This is a genomic window from Flavobacterium anhuiense (assembly GCF_900101855.1).
In the GTDB taxonomy this organism is placed as follows: domain Bacteria; phylum Bacteroidota; class Bacteroidia; order Flavobacteriales; family Flavobacteriaceae; genus Flavobacterium; species Flavobacterium anhuiense.
In genome coordinates this window covers 20,309-44,395 of record NZ_FMVC01000005.1, presented here as the reverse complement: position 1 = coordinate 44,395, position 24,087 = coordinate 20,309, and the positions used below count along the sequence as shown (strand labels likewise).

The 24,087-nt window shown below is 40.8% G+C and carries 27 protein-coding genes; 3 read left to right on the top strand and 24 right to left on the bottom strand.

Annotated features, from left to right (window positions below; all coding sequences use genetic code 11):
* Positions 1-32 precede the first annotated feature (32 nt).
* From BLP44_RS14115 to BLP44_RS14105, 3 genes are all read right to left on the bottom strand, one after another.
* The gene (locus BLP44_RS14115; protein WP_091133833.1) at positions 33-1,175 is read right to left on the bottom strand and encodes a tyrosine-type recombinase/integrase; all 1,143 of its coding nucleotides are present in this window, start codon (positions 1,173-1,175) and stop codon (positions 33-35) included.
* The gene (locus BLP44_RS14110) at positions 1,172-1,735 is read right to left on the bottom strand and encodes a helix-turn-helix domain-containing protein (RefSeq protein WP_091133831.1); all 564 of its coding nucleotides are present in this window, start codon (positions 1,733-1,735) and stop codon (positions 1,172-1,174) included. The genes BLP44_RS14115 and BLP44_RS14110 overlap by 4 nt, the downstream gene beginning before the upstream one ends.
* A 789-nt stretch (positions 1,736-2,524) precedes the next feature.
* Complete coding sequence (locus BLP44_RS14105; protein WP_091133829.1) at positions 2,525-3,553, bottom strand: rod shape-determining protein; 1,029 nt, start codon at positions 3,551-3,553, stop codon at positions 2,525-2,527.
* 231 nt (positions 3,554-3,784) lie between these two features.
* Between BLP44_RS14105 and BLP44_RS14100 the strand changes: the two genes are divergently transcribed.
* Positions 3,785-4,003 (top strand): OmpA family protein, encoded by a 219-nt coding sequence (locus BLP44_RS14100; protein WP_091133827.1) that lies wholly within the window; start codon positions 3,785-3,787, stop codon positions 4,001-4,003.
* Between the two features lie 87 nt (positions 4,004-4,090).
* On the opposite strand, the gene BLP44_RS14095 is transcribed toward BLP44_RS14100, so the two are convergent.
* From BLP44_RS14095 to BLP44_RS14000, 20 genes are all read right to left on the bottom strand, one after another.
* Positions 4,091-4,474 carry a hypothetical protein gene (locus BLP44_RS14095; protein ID WP_091133825.1) on the bottom strand — a complete coding sequence of 128 codons (384 nt, stop codon included), beginning with the start codon at positions 4,472-4,474 and terminating at the stop codon, positions 4,091-4,093.
* A gap of 174 nt (positions 4,475-4,648) precedes the next feature.
* Positions 4,649-4,987 (bottom strand): helix-turn-helix domain-containing protein, encoded by a 339-nt coding sequence (locus BLP44_RS14090; protein ID WP_091133822.1) that lies wholly within the window; start codon positions 4,985-4,987, stop codon positions 4,649-4,651.
* A complete protein-coding gene (locus BLP44_RS14085; RefSeq protein ID WP_091133820.1) occupies positions 4,984-5,301 on the bottom strand; it encodes a hypothetical protein in 318 nt (105 codons plus the stop codon). Before BLP44_RS14085 ends, BLP44_RS14090 begins: the two co-directional genes overlap by 4 nt.
* A 12-nt stretch (positions 5,302-5,313) precedes the next feature.
* The gene (locus BLP44_RS14080) at positions 5,314-6,450 is read right to left on the bottom strand and encodes a hypothetical protein (protein WP_170830243.1); all 1,137 of its coding nucleotides are present in this window, start codon (positions 6,448-6,450) and stop codon (positions 5,314-5,316) included.
* A 35-nt stretch (positions 6,451-6,485) separates the two neighbouring features.
* On the bottom strand, positions 6,486-7,328 hold the full coding sequence (gene traN / locus BLP44_RS14075) for a conjugative transposon protein TraN (protein ID WP_091133818.1): 843 nt from the start codon (positions 7,326-7,328) through the stop codon (positions 6,486-6,488).
* Between the two features lie 12 nt (positions 7,329-7,340).
* On the bottom strand, positions 7,341-8,885 hold the full coding sequence (gene traM, locus BLP44_RS14070; protein WP_317040788.1) for a conjugative transposon protein TraM: 1,545 nt from the start codon (positions 8,883-8,885) through the stop codon (positions 7,341-7,343).
* 7 nt (positions 8,886-8,892) lie between these two features.
* Complete coding sequence (gene traK / locus BLP44_RS14065) at positions 8,893-9,513, bottom strand: conjugative transposon protein TraK (protein ID WP_091133816.1); 621 nt, start codon at positions 9,511-9,513, stop codon at positions 8,893-8,895.
* Between the two features lie 24 nt (positions 9,514-9,537).
* Positions 9,538-10,740, bottom strand: a complete 1,203-nt coding sequence (gene traJ / locus BLP44_RS14060) for a conjugative transposon protein TraJ (RefSeq protein ID WP_170830242.1) — start codon at positions 10,738-10,740, stop codon at positions 9,538-9,540.
* Between the two features lie 3 nt (positions 10,741-10,743).
* Positions 10,744-11,379, bottom strand: coding sequence for a hypothetical protein (locus tag BLP44_RS14055; protein ID WP_091133814.1), 636 nt, complete (start codon positions 11,377-11,379; stop codon positions 10,744-10,746).
* 11 nt (positions 11,380-11,390) lie between these two features.
* On the bottom strand, positions 11,391-12,005 hold the full coding sequence (locus tag BLP44_RS14050; protein WP_091133813.1) for a hypothetical protein: 615 nt from the start codon (positions 12,003-12,005) through the stop codon (positions 11,391-11,393).
* 13 nt (positions 12,006-12,018) lie between these two features.
* Entirely contained in the window at positions 12,019-12,702 is a 684-nt protein-coding gene (locus BLP44_RS14045; protein WP_091133811.1) for a conjugal transfer protein TraI, read from the bottom strand.
* 9 nt (positions 12,703-12,711) lie between these two features.
* Positions 12,712-15,183, bottom strand: coding sequence for a TraG family conjugative transposon ATPase (locus BLP44_RS14040; protein WP_091133809.1), 2,472 nt, complete (start codon positions 15,181-15,183; stop codon positions 12,712-12,714).
* A 33-nt stretch (positions 15,184-15,216) separates the two neighbouring features.
* Complete coding sequence (locus BLP44_RS14035; RefSeq protein WP_091133807.1) at positions 15,217-15,531, bottom strand: DUF4133 domain-containing protein; 315 nt, start codon at positions 15,529-15,531, stop codon at positions 15,217-15,219.
* Positions 15,531-15,869, bottom strand: coding sequence for a DUF4134 domain-containing protein (locus BLP44_RS14030; protein WP_091133804.1), 339 nt, complete (start codon positions 15,867-15,869; stop codon positions 15,531-15,533). Before BLP44_RS14030 ends, BLP44_RS14035 begins: the two co-directional genes overlap by 1 nt.
* Before the next feature lie 130 nt (positions 15,870-15,999).
* Complete coding sequence (locus tag BLP44_RS14025; protein WP_091133803.1) at positions 16,000-16,443, bottom strand: hypothetical protein; 444 nt, start codon at positions 16,441-16,443, stop codon at positions 16,000-16,002.
* Positions 16,444-16,816: 373 nt separating this feature from the next.
* The gene (locus tag BLP44_RS14020; RefSeq protein WP_091133801.1) at positions 16,817-17,701 is read right to left on the bottom strand and encodes an FISUMP domain-containing protein; all 885 of its coding nucleotides are present in this window, start codon (positions 17,699-17,701) and stop codon (positions 16,817-16,819) included.
* Between the two features lie 231 nt (positions 17,702-17,932).
* Positions 17,933-18,133, bottom strand: coding sequence for a YqaE/Pmp3 family membrane protein (locus BLP44_RS14015; RefSeq protein ID WP_211516882.1), 201 nt, complete (start codon positions 18,131-18,133; stop codon positions 17,933-17,935).
* A gap of 114 nt (positions 18,134-18,247) precedes the next feature.
* Positions 18,248-19,465, bottom strand: a complete 1,218-nt coding sequence (locus BLP44_RS14010; protein WP_139159204.1) for a hypothetical protein — start codon at positions 19,463-19,465, stop codon at positions 18,248-18,250.
* Between the two features lie 34 nt (positions 19,466-19,499).
* The gene (locus BLP44_RS14005) at positions 19,500-20,384 is read right to left on the bottom strand and encodes a helix-turn-helix domain-containing protein (RefSeq protein ID WP_091133795.1); all 885 of its coding nucleotides are present in this window, start codon (positions 20,382-20,384) and stop codon (positions 19,500-19,502) included.
* Between the two features lie 29 nt (positions 20,385-20,413).
* Positions 20,414-21,097 carry a hypothetical protein gene (locus BLP44_RS14000; RefSeq protein ID WP_091133792.1) on the bottom strand — a complete coding sequence of 228 codons (684 nt, stop codon included), beginning with the start codon at positions 21,095-21,097 and terminating at the stop codon, positions 20,414-20,416.
* Positions 21,098-21,422: 325 nt separating this feature from the next.
* On the opposite strand from BLP44_RS14000, the gene BLP44_RS13995 reads away from it, so the two are divergent.
* Complete coding sequence (locus BLP44_RS13995; RefSeq protein ID WP_091133790.1) at positions 21,423-23,093, top strand: helix-turn-helix domain-containing protein; 1,671 nt, start codon at positions 21,423-21,425, stop codon at positions 23,091-23,093.
* A gap of 75 nt (positions 23,094-23,168) precedes the next feature.
* Positions 23,169-23,345, top strand: coding sequence for a histone H1 (locus BLP44_RS13990; RefSeq protein ID WP_091134422.1), 177 nt, complete (start codon positions 23,169-23,171; stop codon positions 23,343-23,345).
* A 57-nt stretch (positions 23,346-23,402) separates the two neighbouring features.
* Here the strand turns inward: BLP44_RS13990 and BLP44_RS13985 are convergent, their stop codons facing one another.
* Positions 23,403-23,645 (bottom strand): helix-turn-helix domain-containing protein, encoded by a 243-nt coding sequence (locus BLP44_RS13985; protein ID WP_091133788.1) that lies wholly within the window; start codon positions 23,643-23,645, stop codon positions 23,403-23,405.
* Between the last annotated feature and the right edge of the window lie 442 nt (positions 23,646-24,087).

Sequence of the window (24,087 nt, the reverse complement as noted above, 5' to 3'; positions counted from 1 at the left end):
TTTAGTATGGATTTCATTTAATGAAATTATGTTCATTTGAACGAAATTTTCCCAGTAGTCTCTCGTTTTTTTTCATCGATGATTTTTGTATAAATCTGAGTTGTCTTTATATTTTTATGGCCCAACATTTTCGAAACTGTAAATATATCGGTTCCTGCAGCCATCTGCAATGTTGCGTACGTGTGTCTGAAGCAATGAAATGTAATATGTTTTTTTATTCCTGCATCATTGATCCATATAGGTACTAATCTGTCTACATCCCATTTTTTTAAGCCACAGAAAACTGTATTCTGTTCAGGATTTTTTTCTCCCAGAAATTCAAATGCTTCCTGTGATATTGGAAGTGTTACTGGTCTGTCTGTTTTCTGCTGTTTAAATCTTATATAGTGTCCTTCCTGTTTGCTGTACTGTACTTCTTCCCATGTAAGTTTGGATAGGTCGGAATAACGCACACCAGTTAACAGAGAAAATAGGCATATTCGTTTTACAATGTCTTTCTTACATGGCGTATTGTACAATCTTAGAGCTTCCTCCATAGTTAAAAAATTCCTTTGGGATTCCTGTTCCTTTATACCTTGTACAGCAGCATTGATATCATTCTGTAATAATCCTTTTTTGTAGGCTTTCTTAAGAGTAGCTTTGATTTTATTGAGGTAGGACAGGGCTGTGTTCTGTGCTAAAATTTTTCCCTTATTTCGTATAGATTTTACCTTTAATAGATAATCTCTAAAGTCCTCTATAATAGTGACATCAATATCGTGCATTTGTATATCTTTATTTCCTAAAAAATTTTCAAAGTGTGTTATTGCATATTTCCAGACTTCTGCATTGTTGCCATTTTTAGTTTCAGCTGTTTCTTTTATATATTTTATAAATGATTTTTCACCTACTTCTTTTAGACGAATCCTCTCAAGTTCAAATGGAGTATAAATTTGTTGTTTGTTGACCTCATTGAATCTGTTTGCAGTAATAAGCTCTGCTTTGTATAGGTTCTCAGAATTTACATTTTTTTCAATGCTGTTTTTTGGCTTTGGTTCCAGATATAAACCTAAGTATTCTCTACGGAAAAATTTCCCGGTTTTTGGGTTATAAACCGGCGGGAAAAAATCAAGGTAAAGGGTAACTCTACCACTTGGCAGCTTTCTCTTTCTTAAGGTTACATTAATATTTTTCATATTCCCGTAGTGTTAAAAATTATATCGATATCCTGCTTGGCGACATAGGTGAATTTTCCAATCGCATATTTAACAATGCCACGTCGCTGAATCAAGAAGTAAAGTGCACCAGAAGAAATTTTGAACTTCTGTTGAATTTCGGTTATTGTGTAGCAATTATCAAAGCCTGGAAATTGCTGTTTCGGTTTAAAAAGCAAATCCTCAACAGGTAATGCAAAAAAAGAATCAAGATCACATCTTCTAATAACTGTTCGTTTACCAAACTTTCCGATGTCCAGTTGTCCTCTGTTAACTAATCTGTAAATAGTACTTCTGCTTATACCAAATAGAAGACCTGCCTGTTTGATACTGAGAAAATCTTTCACCTTTACCGCTTCAAGGATTGGATTTTTGGCAATCTCAGTCTGTTTGTTGCTCTGATCGATTTTGGACTGCCTTGTTCTTGCTTTGTATGCCCTGCTGCTGCATTTTAACGAGCAGTACTGGGTCTTTGTTGTTTTTGCGATGAATTCGTTTTGACAGAATTCGCAAATTCGAGCAATCTTGATGTTTGTACTCATAGAAATGTTTCTTTATGTGTCCCATTGTATCTATGTGTGTCTCATTGTGTCATGATTTGTCCAAAAAAAAATCCAAATGTGGAAAAATATTTTCGTGGTACAATAATGGTACAAAAAGGAACAAACTATCTGTAAATAAAACTAAATAAACAGAAAGAAGAATCCCAGTTAAAATGCTGTTTTAAGACATTTTAACTGGGATTCTTTGTTTTAATTTGTGATGTTTTGTGAAACCTATTTTCCGATGCAGAAATTAACTTTTCTTATTTAATAAGGCTTAAGCAATGTCGAGGTACAAATAAGGTACAAATTTTAAAAAATATAATCTTACAAAAAACATCATTTGTCATGTGTCCGATAATTTGGAAAAATATATAGCTTTTCAGAGAACATTTTAATCTAGTAGTTGAAGCAAATATAAAGTAAATAGTCTTAAAATCATCAAAAACCATTTGAATTTTCTATGCAATTGAAGATTATTAAGCAAGATGATGGCACAGTTTTTTTATAAAAAATGGGAACATCCTGCAAAATGATAATCTAAAAAAATAATGGCATTATTTTCAGAAAAGATCAAATTTTGCTACTAAACCTAAGAAAAAAATCTCAATCTTGAGCGTTAATACCAAGCCTTAAAACGAAACAAAACAAAAGCAAATGCTATTTTTACGCTTCCAATTTTCCCCATTAAAAAACAAGTGGAAATACTCAGATCTGACATAAATAATAGCTTTAAATCTATTCCTCAATTGGCAAGACATTCTCTTGCGATAGATCCATATGCAGCAACTACTTAACCAGTACGCTTTTATATTTGTCTATATTTTTCAAAACGATCCCCGTTCCTCTTACTACTGCTCGCAGGGGATCTTCTGCAATATAGACCGGCAGGTCTGTTTTCTGGGAAATTCTTTTATCAAGACCCCGCAGCATCGCTCCTCCCCCTGCAAGATACAGTCCTGTGTTATAAATATCTGCTGCCAGCTCAGGAGGCGTCACTGAAAGCGTTACCATAATGGCATCTTCAATTCGCAGTATTGATTTGTCTAAAGCTCTTGCAATTTCTCTTGAAGTAATCTGCACCTCTTTGGGCTTTCCGGTAAGCAGATCCCTTCCGCGCACCATCATATCGGCTGGAGCATCTTCAAGCGCTTCAATTGCCGCCCCCACTTCTATTTTTATCTGTTCAGCGGTGGCTTCACCTATATAGAGATTATGATGCGTCCTCATATAATAGAGTATATCTCCGGTAAAAACATCTCCCGCAATTTTTATGGATTTATCGCAGATGATTCCTCCAAGCGCAATTACAGCAATTTCTGTTGTTCCTCCGCCGATATCCACAATGATGTTCCCTTTTGGCTGCATGACATCCAGCCCCATTCCTATAGCAGCAGCCATCGGCTCATGAATCAAGAAGACTTCTTTTCCGTTCATCCTTTCGCAGGACTCTCTTACGGCTCTCATTTCAACTTCCGTAATGCCGCTTGGAATGCAGACCACCATACGCAGTGCGGGCTTAAAAAGATTTTTCTTTATCTCAGGTATATTATTGATAAACCAGCTGATCATTTTTTCCGAAGCATCGAAATCCGCAATGACCCCATCCTTAAGCGGCCGAATAGTTTTAATATTCTCGTGGGTCTTGCCCTGCATTAAACTGGCTTCCTTACCAGCGGCAATGATTTTTCCGTTCCTAATATCTCTTGCCACTATTGAAGGACTGTCGACTACAATCTTTCCTCCGTGAATTATTAAAGTGTTGGCTGTTCCCAAATCCATAGCGATTTCCACTATCATAAAATCAAATAAACCCATAGTATCGTTTTATTAAAAAACGAAGCTACGGGAGTTTTATTCTCTTTTATCTTAAAACACAATGGTTCAATTTATCTATAAATCATATTCACAACAATATTAATATAATGATTTTCAGATTTTTAAAAAACAATAATTAATCTTTTACTTGAAATAATATTTTAACACAGTTGGCTTACCTACAAATGTAAAAGAGATTCGCTTTAACAAAAGGCGTAAAGAAATTTCCCTATTACAGGATATACTTGTAATATAGGAACGGAAGCGCGCAATCTTGAAATTGGAATGAAAAAAGCGCAAGCAGTTTCATATTATTTACAGAATAAAGGAATTGAATCTAATCACGTGCATTTATTTTCGAGAGGTGAAAGCGAATCTTTGGTTCCAAATACTCCAGCAGAAAATAGACCGCTAACAAAAAGAGTTACTCTTCCATTAGTTGACAGATAAATTCTGAAGCCTTTTTATAAAATAATTTTTCCGGTTCTCCAATGCAGACATATATGCACCTTCCATAAAAAAATGGGAATCAGAATGCTATTGTTCCGATTCTCTATTGGCCATTATCTTCTCGGCCCATCCAGGCCTTCCATCACTGTATCTGTCAGACTTGCCCACGCTTAAATGAGTATTGGGATACTGCCGTTTTCTAACCTGTGCATGACGGTGCATGACCAGATAATAAAAATCTCTTTTATGTTCCGGAAGCACTTCCAGCCCTCCCGAAACATGATTATACGGAAATTTTAAATGGATAAGAACCTTTGCCAGCTCCAGAGTGTCATTTTTTCCGATGCACCAGTACAGGAGATTGCCATGTTCCAATAATGTTTTCAATGCCTTATAGCCGCGTGATGTTATACGCAGCCCAGAAGATGCCAGCACATAGGCATCCACTTCCAGTTCTTGTTCCGCTGTCATGTTTTCTGCAATTTAAAACAGCAAAATTAGCTGCAAAACGGAACATAAAACAGCATCCGACTGTTCCAAATCCTAACATTAACATCGAATGCAGAATTATGCTGCTCCATCAGAATCCAATATATCAAAGGCCGCCTGGAATTAAAAACTAAACCCATAAAAAAGCAGGGAAAATCAATCCCTGCTTTTTAGCCGCTGCTCCACTTCCGAGCGCAGTTCTGAAATGGTCTTAACCCTTCCGGACTTTATCCATTCCAAAAGCTCTGACTTTATGAAGTACAGCTTCTTGCCCTGCTTATTGACTGGAATCTCATTTCGGCAAACTTTGGAATAAATGGTCGCCACAGAAAGATTAATCAGTTTTGAAGCCTCAATAACGGTCATCAGGCCAGGATCGGCCTCCGGAGTAATTTTTCCGCTTTTAATTTCCCTTACCATACGCTCAATATTCTCCACCCGCATGGCAAGGGTTCCCAATATGTCGGGCAGATCTTCAAAGGCAAATGGCTTCATAACAATTCAGTTTTAGATATTTCAAAATCATAAAAATAAATCCGGCTGCCCCTTGTTTTCTTAAACGAAGGCTCATACCGAAGATAGCCGTATTCATCCAGCTCGTGAAGGCATTTGTGATAGGTATGGGCCGAAGATATCTTGGCTGCCGGCGCCAGCTCCCTTCTAAACACTTCAACAGGGTTAATAAAACCCTTAACAGATCTGAACTGCAGCAGCGCCGCATAAATGGCAATGTGGGTGCTGCTGATCCGAAAGTCCTTTTCAATAGCGGAAAAGAAATCCGTTAAGGGTTTCAGGTTTTCATCAGCCATCACTATTTAAATTTAAATCGACTGCGATTTCCTTTTCTGCTTCTTCTCTTTCTGTCCCGGCTCCTCTCCGACTTCACTCTCACCGCCAGTTTTCTGTGATTTGGAGACGCTATGCTCTTGGGAGTCTTTCTGCTTTTCATCCCTGCCTACTCTGCCATTGATGCGCTGCATTGAAGCATCATACACTCTGATGGTCTTGAACTGGGGATTGGCTTCAACAAAACGTTTTCTTTCCTCTCCGTTTACCATGACAGTCACCGACTGGATATTCCCTTTTTTAAGCGAATTCATCAGGTCTTCCCTAAACTTCGGGGTCTCGAGCTCTTTTATCGAATGCTTCTCGAGAGCCGCCTCCAGATTATAGCCGTAATTCTGATGGTAGTGGTTCATCTTAAAGTTTCCGTTGCTCTCGGCATCCTTAAAGTCCAAAGAAATCCAAGAATTGTAAATCTCCCCATCTTTAGTGACCAGATCTTTATTTACCGATCTTCCTTCCAGCAGATTAAAAGCTTCCTTCATCGTAAAGTTATTGTCCTTTCCGATGTAGAAAATCTGCTCCAGCGCATGGGGAGCCCCTTCCTTGGACAGCATGGCCTTATAGGAGTTAAAGAAATAGAGATCGCTCTGGTCTGATCTTTTAAAGCTGAGCTCTGATTGGAGAACGCTTTTTCCAAACTCCGCTTCATGGGGAATCATAAATTCTTTCTCCCCCTTTTCCATCTGCTCTTTCAATACAGCGTTGAGGCTTTCCCCGAAACCCGTGTATTTGATCTGATTTTCTAAAAATTCTAAATTCTTCTGATTCATCGTATTTCCTTTTAAGTTATTTTCCAATGCGTTTTCCGTGCCTCTGAGAATCTGGGCAGATGAAGCAAGCTCTAGCGTTTGCTTGCCAGAAATGTCAATTGCGCCCCTTATGACTGTCTTTAAATCATTTATAAGCGAACCTATGGGCATGCTCTTAAAATAATCCGTGTCATGCTGCCCCACAAGACAGTGGTCCTCCGCCCCCATTGATGTTCTGAAAAACTCGATGGCATCGCTGTCAGCCGTCCGGTTCAAAGGATATGCTATATAGCGATAGCCGTAAGAGGCCATTTCTTGGGCAAGCCCCAGCAGCATTTCAGCATCTTCTAAATTTATTTCCATGCTATTTTTTTAAGTTTATAAACAGTATGGCTGGACTATGGGATCAGAGACACTCTGCCGGCCAGATCGCCTCCGATATTGATCTCCAAATGCCGTCCGCCGTTTTTTTCGATCATCTGAAGCGTGAGATACTTATTCTCTGGAATTGTAAATTTCTCCAGCGCATAGACTTTCATTATTGCAGACTGATAGGGAATCGTTGAAGAGATTGAAGTTGCGTACAGAGGCTGGATTTCTATTTCCTGCGATGCCGTGCGTTTTGGCTTTTTCCGGTCTCTAATAAAAAAACGGAACTGGTCAATATCGTAATTAATCATTGATCTGTTTTCAAAAGCCACCCGCAGATATAAAACATCCTCCTGAATAAAAATGCCGTTTACCTCAAGAATGATCTTATTCCTGCTTTTTTTAAAACCGCCGGCCTTTTTCTTTTTGGATAAGGCAAGCGAAGCGCACTGCTCTATTTTTTTCTGATTTTCGTTTTCTAAAGAAAACAGCACTTCCCTAGATGCGGCCACTGCATTGTCCGCTTTAATATTTAAGTCCGGGCAGCCTTCATCATAGTTCAGCACAAACAGATATAATCGGCCCTCAGAAGTTATCACAGTTAGATTGGTCTGGAAAAAGTGCCGCTTAGCCGCTTTTACCAGCAGTATATTCTCCACTCCTTTTGCTTTCTGAACCAGCACATCAGCGCTCCCTTTATCAATGCTCTTGATTGCATAAGGAAAAACAATGCTGGTCGTCTTGGAGAATCCGACCTGCAGATTCTTATACTGGTCTTCGTAAAAGGCGGTTTGCCTTACGTTAGACTGCGGATACGCTGACAAACAAACCAGCATCCAGCTGATTAAAAACAAATGCTTCACTCTTTTCATATTTTTTGTCTTTTAAGGTTTTACATTCTTTTGTTTTTCGTCATACAGCAAAACCTGATACCCTGCCTTCACCACCGCTTTTATGAGCTTTACTTTTTTGCCCATCAAACTTTTGGCCGCCTCGATTCCCATTCCCGCTGCCTGCGCTCCCCAAGAATCCGAAACGCCTGTAAGGCCTAGAGTCTGGATGGAACGGTCCGCGGATGCTTTGGCAACATCCCTATTAACCGCTCCGGGAATATAGATGCCTTCAATGCCATCCATATCATAAACGGCAAGCTCCACCGGAAATAGGGAATTGCTGTACTGGATGCTGGCGATCTTTACCTCGAGCCTTTCTCCTTTTAAAGCTGCGGTTCCGTACAGAAAAGCATTCTTCGGTATCACTGTTCCCTGCAGGAAAATATCATGCGACAGCCTTAATTTAACCACCGATCCATTCACAAGGGTCTGCGTCTGATGAATAACCGCTCCAATAGCATTCTGCATCGCTTCAGAAGGCTGTTCTTCGTCCAGAGAATAAAATGCATTTGTTTTTAATAAGCTCGGCGAATCGGCATTCCGCTCTAGTGAGCTTATGCTGTTCTCTTCCGTTTTTTTCAGTACGGAATATATTTTTCCTTTTTTACTGTCAGAGGACTGTTTAAGCCTTTCCTGCACACGCTTCGGATGCTGGATATCCAGAATATTCTCCAGCATGCCTCCAAGCTGCTGCAGCTCGGGATCAGCTTCAGCAGGAGCATTCAGGGCTGACATCAATCCTTCTAGCTTTTTAATATCCTCCGATTCTCCTTTGGACGAGCCGTAATTTTCAAACTCCCGCATGTCCTGACCGTAACTCGAAGCAGCAGGCTGGCTGATTGCTTTTTCGAGAGCCCTAAGCTTCTCATAAACTTTCTGTTCATTGCGGTCCTGAAAAGACTGCGAATGGAAAGCCGATCTGTTTTTTGGAAGAATTCGGGATTCAAAATCATCTGCGGAAAAAGAATTAGCCTTATCTTCAGAGGCTTTATCATCAAAATAATTAGGATCTTTCTTTATCTGTTCGCGCAGTTTTATTGAATCAGCTGCCGCCTGATCGTAATAGCTCATCTTGTCAAGTGCTGAGTCTTCTTTAAATTTAGGCAGAGGCAGATTAAAATTAAAACCCTTCTTTTGCCCATTCTCTGCTGTTTTAGCTTCCGCTTGTCCTCCTCCCAGGGAATAGAATAAGAATGTTAGAAATGGAAGCGTTATAAGAGGAAGCATTAAAAGCATCTTTCTCTTTTTAGACTCCTTTAGCGGTACTGTTTTCTCTTCCATAGTTTTATTTTTTAAGTTGATTGTCTTAATTGCAGAAGCTGTTGAAACTTCCGCTTCTTTATAAAATGATCTGTATAGATTATAGATCAGAATTCCTGATGTCAAAATCGTAAATAAGACCAATGCCCAGATTAGTTTTCTTTTTGATAGGCCATCCGTGAATTCCTTCATTTTTTCAGCCCATCTTTTCTGCGCCAGCAGATAAAACTTGTGATAAACCACAGGCTCAGTGCGTTTTTCAAATAAAGATTTCATATGAATTTCATTTTCTGGCTTCAGCTGATAAATCCCTGTTATCGATTGTATTAAACCGCTCAATAAGAAACCCGTGCGGATTGTTATCGCTTCTCGAAACGTTTCGAAGGGCACCTTCCGTCAGCAGGCTTCTTTTCAGAATGCTTGTAGTGCGGATAATGTTCTGTCTGGCATAACACCTGAAACGGTAGGGATATTCACGGATATCGATGCTCACACTGTCAATCTGGATGGTCTGGCTGATATTTCCCGATATAATGCCCGAATAAAAATTATTTTCCTTCAGGTCATCATGAATGCGTTTTGCACTGTCGTCTGCCAGATAAAGCGCTTTTGTAATGTTGGTTTTTATGACCTTATCATCGGGATCAAGCGTAAAGAAAAATCTGTGGAAGGTTTTCACATGGTCCCTTGCCTCCACAGCAATATTATCTTTTCTTTCCGAAGCATAAGCTTCCAAAGCTTTGCCGTTGGCCAGTATATAGACCTTATCCTGCATCAGTGCCACGGACTGATGGCTTGTGTAAAGCGCATAGCAGCAGATCGCCACACAGCCGGCAATCACCAGCATGGTGAATCCCCTCACATAGCGGAAAGCGGTATCGATGTTTTTCATTTTGGCAAACATGATTTATATTGTTTTTGAATTTTATCAGGAATTCCCTTTAAGCCTGTCGCGATTGTAATTTCCCTTCTCTTCAAAGTAGGGCGAGTTCGCTGCAGAAGAGGACATGCTCTGAGCCATCCTTCCTGCCGCATTCCCCATAGCATCCAGCGCCATCCCCGCTCCCTGTGATGCGCCTCCTGCCGCTAAAGATGCCGAGCTGCTGAACAGGCTGGTCACCTTCTGCCCCAAGGCTCCTCCACCCGCAGCATGCACGATATAGTTGGCTACCGATGGCACCGTGAAGTACCCGATAATGCCGATCACCATAAAGATCAGATAGGCGGTATCGGTCCTGCTGAAAAAAGTGTCTCCCGAGGACTGCACCTGAGACAGATCGAGTTTGAGCATGAGCTCCTGGATCTTGCCGATGATGCTTCCGAAAATATTGGCAACCGGAAGCCAGAGATAGATATTGATGTACCGCGCGAGCCAGACCGTGAGCGTATGCTGGAAACCGTCAAATACCGCTATTCCAAATACCAGCGGCCCTAAAATGGATAGCACCACCAGCTGGAAAGTCCGAAGGGTGTCGATGCATAAAGCCGCCGCTTCAAACAATACCCTCAAAATCTCGCTCAACCATTCCTTTACAGAATTTCTAAAGCTGTAAGAGGCTTTCTCCATAGCAAACTTTACATCGTTTCCTATGCCCGCCAGCATGCTCTCATCCGAAGGATCGGCTCCGTCATGCGTATATTTATACCATCTGTCCCGGTCTCCCGTTCCTGCCGCACCGACATACATCTTCCATGGATCTGTTTCTTTTATCGCTTTTTCCTTCTCTTTCAAAAGCACTGCAACCGCATTGTTGGAGCCTGTAACCATAGCGGCGGTGGCTGTTACAGTCGGTTTCATAACGCCATTGATAAGTGCCAGAACCGAGGGAAAAATCATAATGCAGAATCCTATTGCAAAGGGACGGAAGAGCGGATAAAAATCAATAGGCTCTGCACTGGCGATATGCCTCCAGACTCTTGAAGCAATGTACCATATCGATCCAAATCCTGCTATTCCCTGCCCTACTGCAATCAGATTAGAACACAAGGGCATCATTTCATCATAAAGCCGGTCTAAAACACCATGAAGGCTGCTCATATCATCACCAAGTCCCTGTGCCAAGATCGGCAACGGAAAGAGCAATACCATAAGAACCACAGACGCTGCTTTTTTATTCAAAAATATCGTCATTGTTTAGTCTTTAAATACGTGTAATGCTCTTGAAGCGTCAGCATCATTTTTCTCCTTCGCTCTCTGAAGAGCCAGCACATTGGATGATGCATTAAAATTTCTTATAAAAAGAAGCTTATCCTGCATCTGCTCATATATACCGTCAACGGCCTTTAGCCTATCGTCATCGGACATTCTCAGCTTATCAGCGGTTATGACCATCGTTAGCTCATCGAGATTTCGAAGGCTCTGGTTAAGCAGATTTCCGTAAACTTTCTCAAAATAATTCAGTTCGGGTCCGCTGAAATTCCCGCTTTTTATAAATCGGTTCATTCCGCTGCGGCTTTCCCTAACTATTGAAATCTGATAATCCACTATCTCTCCCACCCTTTTATACTTCTTTACCGCAGGACTTACCTGCATCAGCGCGTCCAGAAAGGTTTTATGAAGGCTGAAGTTTCCTTCAGTCATATCCTTAACCGTTTTGTATCCTCCGGAAAGCAGCTCATATCCCTTTTTCATGTCACTGAGAATTTTCTTGAACTGGGAAAGCTTTTCAATATTTAAAATCAGCTGCTGGATTTCTGCTGACTGCCCTCTTGAATGGCCAGGAATCAGAAAGATGCAGATAACTGCCATAAACATTAGTATCTTTTTCATCATCGCTTATTTTAAAATCCGTACAATTCATTTGCATCCTTATAATCCTTTCTATCTGCAGATTTTGAAATCGACAGCAGTCTGGCTTCACTGCTGAACGAAAGGCAGAAATTATAATCCTCCAGCATGGTTTTGTGCAGCAGATCAATGCGCTCAATCCTCTGGTCATCCTTTAGTGCCAGCTCTGCATCGGCTGTAACAGCAAGCAGCTCATCGAGAGTCTGGCTGCAGCTCTGAAGCAGCTTCCCAAAAGACCTCTCTATATAATCCAGCTCGCTTCCATGAAACAGATCAGCAGTCTGAAGCTCTGCCAGAGTCTTTCGGCAGAGTTTCATTATTTTAAGCTGCATGGAAATAATCTCAGCTGTTTTATAATAATTCCTGACCTTTGGATTGATCTTTAAAAGCGACGAAAAATAATCTCCATGCAGGCTGACTTCGCCTTTTCTCGCATCCCCGATAAAATTCAGTCCCTTTGGTGCCGCTGAATATCCTTTTTTTGCATAGTCTATATAAACCCGCAGCGCCGCTATCTGCAGCAAAAGTTCCTTTCTCTGCTTTGCCTGCCCAATCATACTATGGCTAAAAACACAGAATACTATTAGAATTGCAGTTATCTTTTTCATATTTTTTATTGGATTATGGAATTCCGTAAAATTGTTTCACTTGGTTTACATCTGCTTCTGTTTTGGCCCTCTGCAGGCTCAGCAGTATGTTCTGCCGGTTAAACATGGTAAGGTCATCGTAGTTTAGATCAATCTGATCGGCAGCCTTATTGATGATTTCAAGACGTTTGAGATCGCTCATTTGGGTGGTAAAAGAATCCAGAATCAAAAAAATCTGGTCGATATTCTTCACACTTTCCTCCAGTATTCCAGTGTAAACCCGATCCATATACTGGATTTCGCTGTCTTTAAAATGGGTATCCTGCTTGAAGAGATTCCAGGCTCTTTCATATTCCTGAACAAGCTGTGTCTGCTTTTTGGCAATTTCTTTTATCCTCTGATAGTGGGTGATAATTGACTTTACTTTTGCCAGCTCTTCATAGTAGCCTTTATAAAGATCTTTCTGTTTCTGGGTCCAGTCCGAGATCTCATCCAGCTTTAATTTGGATAGGACATTTTCCGCCTGCTTCTGTGCGTTCTGAAGCCAGATCGTCTTATTCTGCAGTCTCTGGATTCTAAGATCGATTGCTCTGATTACCTTCTTGGTGACTGCTTTTACAATTTCCAGTATCGGCAGCGCCATGGTTTTCTCGGCAGGTCTTGCCGATGTGCTTACCAAAAGCAGGCAGACCAGACTGATAATTAATTTCTTTTTCATTTTTCCTTTTCATTTGATTCCATTTTTCATATCCTGAGCCATTGCGGCTATTCCTTTCCTGATATCCCCGCCAAACTTCTTGGCATAGGCATTCATTTTCACTTTCTCGCTTTCCTCTGTCGTATAGGCTAAATATTCCTCCAGCGAAACTTCTGTTCGGTAGACTTTTGAGAGCATCCCTCCCAGAGAAATAAACACTTCTTTATATTTTCTGGCTGGATCATTGGCCTTATTTACGGACAGAACAAGTGCCTTTTCCTTCTCTGTAAGTCCCAGCAGCTCCTGAATCTGGCCAAACTTATTCTGATATTTGCTCTGGTCCAGCAGGATCTTGCAGTCGCTGTTGTTGATGATGGCCTGTTTTACCACAGGCGAGGAAATGATATCTTCAACCTCCTGGGTTACCACAATTGCTTCACCGAAAAACTTGCGAACAGTCTTAAAAAGATACTTTATGTACTCCGCAAAACCCTCCTTCATCAGCGCTTTCCATGCCTCTTCAATCAGGATCATTTTACGGATTCCCTTGAGTTTTCTCATCTTATTGATAAACACTTCCATTATAATGATCGTCACCACCGGAAAAAGAATCGGATGGTCTTTGATATTATCCAATTCAAAGACTATTAACCTTTCTTTTAAGAGATTGAGATTTTCTGTGGCATTGAGCAGGTAATCAAACTCCCCGCCTTTGTAATAGGGGCGCAGCACATAGAGAAAATTATCCGCATCAAAGTCTTTTTCTTTTACCTTATCGCTCTCCAGTATTGAAACAAAATCATCCTTCAAAAACTCATAAAAGCTGTTAAAGCAGGGAAAGACAGAAGGCTCAGCATCCAGCTTCTCATAATACAGCTGCAATGCATTGGAAAGCGCCACATACTCGCTTCTATTGAAGGTTTCATCGTCTTTTTTCCAGAGTGCCAAAAGCAGTGTTTTAATGCTCTCTTTTTTCTCCGTATCCAGACTGTCTCCCTCTGAAATGTAAAAGGGATTAAAGCGGATCGGGTTATTCTCGTCATAGGTGAAATAATAGCCTCCTACCATATCGCAGAGCCCTTTGTAGCTGTGCCCGACATCCACCAGCACGATATGCGTTCCCTGCTCGTAATAGCTTCTTACCATATGATTGGTAAAAAATGACTTGCCGCTGCCAGAAGGCCCCAAAATAAACTTATTGCGGTTGGTGCAGATTCCCATTTTAACTGGCTCATCGCTGATATCGACATGAACCGGCTTTCCTGTCAGCCTGTCGCCCAGCCTAATACCGCAGGGACTTAGCGAAGACTTATATCCCGTTTCCATATTCAGAAAACATACCGCCTGTTCCGTAAAAGTGTCAAAGGTGTCATTCATTGGAAAATCTGCGGCATTTCCAGGCATGCCTGCCCAATAAATCTGCGCGGCTCCAACCGTTTCCTGCTTGGCTGCCACATCCATCTGCGCCAGCGCCGAAGACACCTTGTTTTTAATGTCCTTCAGCTCCTCTTTAACAGCACTCCAGGCCAGCACATTAAAATGCGCCTTCACCGGAAGCCTCTGCTGGGATATGGCTTCATTGAGAAAGTCATTGGTCGCATCCCTTGCAATCATATTCTCCCTGCTGTAGGCCGACAGCGACTGCAGGCGGAGCCTTTTGCCCTCCAGCTTTTGGATGGTTTTCTTCGCGTCTTCAATGAACAGATACTGATTATAGATATGGCTGCACGATAAAAGCTGGCCAAGCGTCGATGCAAAACCAACGCTGAACTTGGTCTTATCAGTCGAATAGCGGTCATAATTGATCCGCGAGCCGCACAAAGCCGGCAGGTCTGCCGCATCGCCTAACGTAAATAACTGGCAGTGCTTGTCCCCGACCTGCAGTCCCTCATCAAACCTGATATCCGAAAAGACAAAGGAGTCACCCTGTTCGGCTAAAAAGCAGTACTTCTCCACCAGCCCGATGCTTCTGCTTCCGCTTGCAAGCGAATCATTCTGCAGACGGGTAAGGGAGACAAATCCGCTGTCTTCCATAATCCTCTTAAACTGGCCGCAGGCATCTATAAAATCCTGAAGCAGCTGCGGTTTTAGAGTTTCTTCCGGAACTATAGAACTCCTGAGCAGATTAGAAAATAATGAGGTTGAATTTCTTCTTCCCGCTGGTTTTTTGGTCAGCATAATGTAGCAGGAATGATCCAGAAAAGGCCTTTCATTAAAGAAACGCTCGCTGCTTCTGGTTAGAAAACTGCTGTCTTCACTTGAAAAATCAGCTTTATAAGCACTTTCTAAAAACCAGTCCTGTTTATGAAAAACACAGAACTTCGGCAGCACCTTGATCGCCTTTATCCATGATTGGTGGAAAGCCTCATACTCCTGATCTGACAGTGTAAAAATTTCAGGCAGTTCTGCTTTAAAAACTATTGTAACATCTCCCTGTTTGGACACTATGCAGTTGTGCTCCACTGCCATAATAGGCAGCATTTCTTCTATCCTCTTCTCCATCCCCCTTTCATTATCACAATTAACGTCTTACGACTATATCTTTACAAAAACCGCTCTGCTGTAAACTTTAATGCATTTTGGAAGCTGTCTGGAAGCAATGGCTTTCATCATGCCATGTTCGCCGTAAGTATTGCTCATCCTGTAGATATTAAAAACAAGCAGACCTCCACAGCATCCGATAAAACCCACACAGACCAGAGAAGGAATGCCGATGATATACATAATGGCAAACAGGATCATAAGCGCTACCACTCCGCCGCCTAAATACCAGATATACTGCGCCTTCAATCCCTTGAATTCAATGCTTTGATTAATACCCTTATTGATGCTGTAAACGCTGTTTGCCATCAGACTCCGAAAAAGGATTTAATGACCGTTGCCACCACCACCAGAAATACGCAGCTGCCAAACCAGGCTGCGGCCACTTTCCCCGTATCGGGATCTCCGGCATTCCATTTCTGATAGACTTTAACTGCTCCTATCAGCCCCAGTATGGCTCCTACGGCGTACATCAGTTCGGTGCCCGCATCAAAATAGCTGCGCACCTTCTGATTGGCTTCGTTGATACCCGCCACTCCGTCTTGGCTGTACGCTACGGCGCTGAAAAACAGCAGCACCAATAGCGAGCCATTCAATCTCTTCACCCTTCTCCAAAACGATTTCAATTTCCAATTCCATCTTTTCATCACCTATCATTTAAATTAAACCATCACTTGAAATAAAAGCAGAGAAATGCCGCTGTTACAGCCTCTATTTCCTTGTCACAAACTGCCATACCGCACTAGAGCGAACAGGGGAAATTTCTCTGCCTATTTTTTACTGCTGCTCTTCCCACAGACTGTCCATCTCCGAACTGCTCAAAACAAATTCGGGGTATTTTGCACTTTCTGCAATCGCAAGCGAATTGATTTTTTCGCGAAGACCGGACTGTTTTACGAAGGGATATTCAGAAAGGATGAACCGCAGATAATTTTCAAATTCCGTTTTTGAAATGCCTCGAGCATCACTTTCGGTAAATGCTCCTAAAATCTTATCATATAATTCTTCAGCATCTTCAAGCGTGCTGAAAGATTCTTTGTATTCCGAAAATGTGCCAGCTCTTCCAGCTTGCTTTTCAGCAGAAGATCTGAACAGAAAACCGCCTTTGAAAATAGACTTAGGATTCTTAGAATAATAACGGAATATCAGAAATCCATACCAAAAGAAAAGAAAAACAATAACTGCGGTCATATAAACGCCCCATGAAACATCTGCAAGCATAACTGTTCTATTTAATCATTAAACATCTGTCCAAAAATCAGAATAAGCATTCTGATTTTATTGCCAGACAAAGGAACAATTAGATAAGACCTGCTACAAGTACAACTTTTTGCTGTACCCTTCTGTACCCGTTAATGATTTATTGAGAATCTTAATTTTTATTATTTACCTGATCCAGAAAATAAGCCCCCCTGCCTATTTCAAGTTCTCTAAAAAATCTAAAAAAAAAGATGAGCATTGCTGCTCATCCTTAAAATTGCTCTCTACTAAATATTTATATAAAGCCTTTTTCCTTAAAATAATTTTCCATTTTTTTTAAAAAATTTTCCAAATCAAAGTTTTTAATTTTAGTTTATCATAGATAAAATTTACTCTATTTTAAATCCCGCACAAAACGCACAGAAAAAAACTTTGACTGATAAGCGTGCGACATTTCGACTGTGCCTTTTGCCCTATTGACTATCAGAAATTTTGTTGAGGGATGCTTCTTGCCTCCCAAATCTTTTATTTCCGGTCCTGGAGTAGCAGTCCAAAATGCCGCTAAGCTGTCAAATCCCAATGCATATTTATCGATATCAACAATGCCGGCAAATACGATCTTAAATCCTGACTTTCCTCCAACTAAAGCTTCGTAGGGATTAGCATACATTTTGAGAAGTTTTGCATAATCGTCTTCCGTGGGGATTCTCCAGCCATTGGGAGGGCTGACATAATTAGACTTGTATAAGCGTCCGTATGAAGAAATATTTGCAGGTTTTTTATTTGGCGCATTATTGCCCAGAATGTCTCTCGAATAGTTTTCAGCGAACCATTCAAGATTTCCTATCTTGACAGTTTTATATTCTTTCTGATCGGCAGGATCCTTGAAAATTCCCGGAATGCCTACCGACACATCCGATGGAGCAAGCTGCGGCTTTAATAAAGTCTGTTCATTCTCAGGAGTATGCAATTGGCCTTCCCAGCGCATCGCACCATCTTTCGTTTCCACTAGAATCATATGCTGGCCTGGAAAAATCGTGAATCTTTTAAACTGATTTGCAGCCACTTCACCCAAAAGCTCTCCGTCAACTGTTATGTTGGCATCGTACTCGCATAAAACCATTAAATAAGCTTCCGCTGCAATGGCTGATGTTAATTCGCGCGCATACGGAATATTATTATCTGTTGGACGCGGGCTCCCTAAAGCCGCGGCATTATAATGAACTGATAGCAGGAAAACAGCTGGCAGAACAGAAGAGGTGAATATTGAATAGTTCATAGTTTTCAGTAAGTGTTTTTTTTACAAAAGTTAAACAGTCTGCTAGTTATATTTCTATAATAAATCAATGCAAAATCTCAATATAGGGCATGGAAACCAAGCCAACTTAATCAATTTAAAAAAAACAGCCTTACATTTCATCTTCGATTAAACAACTGTTAATTTTTTCGATATAAATTTATTAAAAAACATTTATAAAGCAATAATTGCTTTAAAACTATTCCATTCCATCTATTTAGATTTTACTACTTTAATAAGTTTTGCATTTCTTCTGTCTGCTCTTGCATTCTGAAGCGAAAGCACCGCCCATACAGCCGCAGGAATCCATCCGATCAGCGTGATCTGCAGTATAAGGCATAAAAGAGCAGTCAGAAGCTTTCCCCTGAGAAGAAAGGACAACGAAGGAAAGAATATGGCAAGTAAGGTCATCATAGCTTTTTGGTTTTAATGATACAGATAAAAGAAAAAGAATTTAAATCTCAAAATCATTAGACACAACTCCACGCATTTTGTTTCAGAAGAATAACAGATAATGCAGTTAAAAATTCAATACGACCGGATCTTCTTAATCATCTTCTCCAAAGTCAGTATGGCAATATTCTTGTCATTCTCCTCTGCATTATAGGATTTGCTGCGCACAGACTGGTACGACAGATCCCTTTTAAAAGCTGTGGACAGATGGGGCACTATCCTCTGAAAGACAAGGCTCATGGATCTGGACTTCACCACACGCGCCTCATCGGCAGCGCGAAGGATAATTCCGATCTGGTCTGCAGAAAGATCACACTCCACCTTATTTTCCACCTTATCCGCCACGGCAGATTCTCTGCCTCCCGAAACTGCCGCAAGCTCGCTCTGCAGATACTCAAGCTCATGCCTGAACCAGTTTCCCATAACCGTTTTAAGATGATGCTGGCCTGCATTAAAAAACAGCTTTTCATTGGAATGGATCTGGCTGAACTCTTTAAAGCATAAGTGAAGCAGACTTAGCTTTTGGGAAAGCGGCTCCTGCATCTGCACCTTTGCTTCAATCCGTTTTATCAGCAGACTGATATAGGAATAGCTGTTAAAGTTCAGCTCTATGAGCTTATGGTCCAGCATCGAGAATAAAGATTGCCCATCCGAATCATCCGAATCATCCGAATCATCCGAATTATCAGAATAATCCATCTCTTCCAAATCCTTAACTACGGTTCTTTCATACAGCAGCTGCCGGTAGGTTACCCTGCTCCTGCCCTGCACCGAAATGCAGCCGGCCAGCTCACCCAATACAGCACTTAAAACCTGTCTCACCTCTTCCCTGCCGACTATACGCTTCTTAATTTTCTTCATTTTGAGCTGCAGTTCCTTTGCTGATACGAGCAGATAGGTAACCGGAACCCTTTCATCCAGACTTAAGTAAACTGAAAACCGCTTCTCCAAAAATGACAGCAGACCGTCCAGACAGCTTATCACAGCTTCTGCAGTTCCCTGCAAAAGTGCTGACTGAAAGACGCTGCTCTTCTGGCTGTCCATCATGGTGTCCAATAGGTAAATCAGAATGGAATGGTACTTTCTGACCTGCAGACGGATCTGCCTCTTTCGTCTCAGAGCAAATATTTCATTCTTGATCCTTACCTGTATGCGGCCCGATTCTTTTAAAACCTGTTCTGAAATAAGGGCGAGCTCAGCTTCTGACAATAGACTTAAATCTGCATGATTGGGATTCAGATGTTCCAGTATCAGCCTATCAAGCCATTCCAAAGGATAATTATTCTTCATCATTTTCATGTTTTTAAATTACAGCCATTAGCAGATGCTAACGGCTTTTAAATCTCTTGACAGCATTTGAACGGTATTCCAAAGGGGAAAGTGAGGTTGATTTTTTAAAATAGGTGCTGAATGAAGAAATGGAATCAAATTCCAGCTCTTCCGCTATTTCAGCAATTGTAAGCTTAGACTCTTTAAGCATGATCAGTGCATCGGCTATAAGGACCTCTGTTATTATTTTCTTTACCGTTTTTCCCGTCACCTCTTTCACTATCCTATTTAAATGCGTAGAAGTGATAAATAATGCTCCTGCATAGAACTTTACATTATGGCAGCTCCGTCTGTGAATCGACAAGACAGTAAAAAAACGCATCACCAGCGCCTGATTACGTCTGACCGGAAATAGCGCCCTAAAATTCTCGTCACTGTGAATAGCGAGAAGCTCGTACAGAAAAATATCAAAGCCAAGACGCCTGAGCGCACCGCTAAAATTTTCAGTCTGTTTATTCTTAATGATGTTATGAATTAATTTATAGGACAGCGATAGCACTGCATAATCTCCTGTTTCCAGACTTGTCTTGAGAGGATGATTCCATGTGAAAAAATAAAACCAATGCGGCGCCTCGCCCTGGTAAATATTTTTCAGTGATGAGACTGAGGGAAAAGAGAGAAGATAAAACTGGAATCCTTCCCCAATTTCAATCACTTTACACAATAATTTTTTCGATATAAGCAGCAGATCATTTTTACGCAATTCATACATGGCGCCACAAAACTGAACAGTCAGAGAACCATTTTTAATCAGAAGGATGGAACAGTTCTCTGTTTCAAAAACAGCCTGTCTAGAATTTTTAAATTCATATTTCTTAATGATATGAACTGCCAGCTCCTCACCGCACTCTTCAAGCTTTCTTTTTAATAGATCCTGCAGCATAAAAATATAACTCGAGATTTCAGACTGAATCAGATCAGACTGCTTAAATAGGCAATTATTAAAACAATCGCTAGGTTATCATCCCCAAAAGAAGCGTTCATGGATCTGCTTCCCGCAGAATGGTCCCAGTCTCTGTCTTTGCGCTCTTCTTCAGAATAGAGCGAATATCTTGAGATCGAAGAAACAGTCAGAAGAGTGTCTTTTTCCTCCTGCATAATGGCTGTGCTGATGATGAGCCCCTGCTCGTAGTCGGCCACAAATGCATAGAGTATGCTGAACTCCTCGTGCCTTTTTGAAAGCAGGCTTTCCAAAAAAGAGATCAAGCTATTCTTTGACTCCACCGTAAGGCCGCTCTGCTCCACAATAGCTATCATCATATTGTCTGGATCTGCCATAATGGATTCCACCAGCTGATCTGTGAATGGAATTATTCCTTTACTGAAGGGGTTGGATTTGGAAATGCTGCCTGAAATAAACTGAAGCTGTCCAGCCATCTGGGCAGATGATTTTGGCATGCCATTATTCTTCTGGTATAAGCATAAATCTTCATAGAACTTTTTTCCTTTATAATCCATGGGATTGAGCGCATTATAACGAAGACGCATTTCTGAATCTGAAATTAGAGAATCTGAAGAGCTTTCAATGATTTGGGATTCCTGCGAACAGGAAAAGATAAAAAAAGACAGGACTGCGAATAATAGATAATTTTTCATGGTTTTAGGTTTATTGCATTACCGAGAATTGCTTCTCAGTCCATTTCACCCGGGTCAGCAGAACTTTTATCAGGCACCTTGCCTCACATTTTGCTTTTGAATTCGAAACAAAGCTATGCGCTCCAAGAAACACCCGCAACACAACTCCAGTGGCATTTCGGAAAATCCGCTATGGATTTTCCGATAATCCACACATAACTTTAACACTATTTTTCCTTTGTTTACAGCAGTTTGCGCTATATTTGGCTATACATTCGCCTTAATCACCCATCTTTTTCCGCACCTCTTCCCTGCCCGATCCAATTGCTAACTTAAACCTGCTTCTATGCGAAATGCTGTTCTCATCTGTCTGCTTATTTCATTTCTCAGCCATGAAATCTCTGCGCAGAAAAAAAGCTTCAAAGTTCCAGATTCTCTAAAAAACAAAAGTTTCGACTACCTCGATGATAGAATCTATAAACTCAGAAAAGATACAGCCGCCGCTTCCATATATCTTTACGCCTACCTTCACAAAGCCAGAAAGCAGAACAGCTTCAAAGAGACCGTCAACGCCTATAAGAATTTTATGCATCAGGCTCCCCCCGAGCTAAAGCTCGCCTACGCTGACAGCATGATCTATGAGGCGCAAAGGTCAAAAAACGATGTTTTGATCGGCTCTGCCTATCTATCAAAGGGAATACTGCATTATAGAAATAAAAAACTAGGTGAAGCCCTCGACAACTATCTTGCCGCCAGCAGCTACATATCCAGAACAGATGACAAGTATCTTACCTATAAGGCTAAATACCATATTGCGCTTGTAAAATTCTACATCGGCTATTATGATGAAGCGGCAGCGCTGTTCCAAGAGTGCATTGCCAACTTTAAAGACCATCCGAGACCCTATTTAAATTCGCTCCACTGTCTTGGCATCACCTACAACAGATCAGGCAATTACGGCATGTGCTCCCAGACCAACGCGCTTGGCCTCGCAGAGTGCGAGAGATTGGATATCCCCGAAATGAAACCATATTTCATCCATTCGGAAGGCATCAACAGCTTCTTTCTGAAAAACTACCGCAAGGCCGCTGCCGAGATCCAATCCAGCCTTCCCGGAATCCAGTCCTATGATGATTTTGCCAATATATCCATCGGAAACTTTTATATAGGCAAAAGCCATGTGGCCCTTGATGAAATGGAAAAAGCGCTTCCCCATTTCATTAAAGTGGATGAGATCTTTAACCTGCACAATTACCTCAGAGCCGATCTCAGGGAAGTCTATGAAATACTGATAAAATATTACAAAGGCAGAAATGATCTTGAAAAGCAGCTCTATTACATTGACCAGCTCCTCAAAGCAGATAAACTTCTTTATGAAACCAATAAGTACCTCATCAGCAAAATCCATAAAGAGTATGATACTGCAGACCTGATAAACCAGAAGAAGCAGATCAGCGAAGAACTACTAAGGGAAAGGCAGAACCGCGCCATATTGATAGCGGCGCTTATTGCGCTTCTTGCCTTTACGCTATTTCTTCTATACCGGCATTATAAGAACCGCACCATCTATAAAAAGAACTTTGATCTGCACATGAAGACTTTTAATACGGATTCTAAAAATAAGGCAAAAATCAAAACTGACCGGCTGCCCATATTAGGCATCAACAGCGATACTGCAGCTGAAATCCTAAAACTGCTGGACAAATTTGAAAATGACAAAAAATTCTTGGTGAAAGACTGGAATCAGGGAACCCTGGCCGCATACCTCAACACCAATGTAAGATACATTGCAGGCATTATAAGCCATTACAGAGACAAGGGATTTAATGAATATATAAACGAGCTTCGGATTGAGTATATCATCTCGCTGCTTCATAAAGATTCCAAATACAGAAAATACAGCAACAATGCCCTAGCGGAAGAAGCCGGATTCAGCACCACCCAGCGTTTTTCATTTGCCTTTAAAGCCAAAACCGGAATGCCTGTAAACTATTTTATCGAACAGCTCACCAAGTAAAATAATTACAAGAATTACTTCTTTTCATTTTAATTAAACTGCTACATTTGCCGTGTAATTAAAAAAATGCAGAAAATGAAAGACCTAATCGCAAAAATCAGTGCCGAGATTGACACCTTCAAAGCAGAATCAGAATCATTAGCTGAGAAAGGCGTTAAAGCTGCCGGAGCAAGAGCACGCAAATCATCTTTAGAGATTGAAAAACTTTTAAAAGAATTCAGAAAAGTTTCTATTGAAGAATCAAAGAAATAATCTATTTGATCTTACTTTATTTAAAAAGCCCTTCAGTTTGAAGGGCTTTTTTATGTACTAATCATCGCTTAAATCAAAGTCGAAATCAAACAATTCTTTAGGTGGAATATCAAGTCCTTTAGCTATAGATATTATAGTTCCCATCGAAGCTCCATGCTCACCTTTCAAAACGCGGTAAACCTGCTTTGGTTCAATTTTTCCAACCGACGCTACCGTCATCACATCTTTATCATGCAATTCCAATAATTTCTTTAGATTCTTCCCAAAAACTACAAAATATTTTTCTCTAATTTCCTTCATGAAGTGAAATTGAAACAATTACAAGGAAAAAAATTGTCAAATTTGACAATTGTGTGATTTTTTTTACTATATTTGATGCATATTAAAATTTAAAGAATCTATAATAGATTTTTTATTAAATTTGCGACTCTTCAATAAAAAATATTTTGAAGCATTCGCTTTGAATCTCGAACAGAAAACTGGCGTTTTTAAAACCACGAGAGGATAAGTAAGATGCTCACGTCTTTGCGGCGTGGGCTCACTTATTGTGGTTGGTGCCGCCAGTACCTCTGTTCGATAAGCTGAGTTCCACGCCTTTTTTAAACAGGAAACTCTCTGTAAATTCTTAGCCAATCCTTCTTCCTTTTTTAAGTTTCGCAACATGCCTAACTTTAAAATATATTCTGCCTATGCATTAATTGTCCATTCTTGTTATATAAAAAGCTTTAGCCTTATATATAGC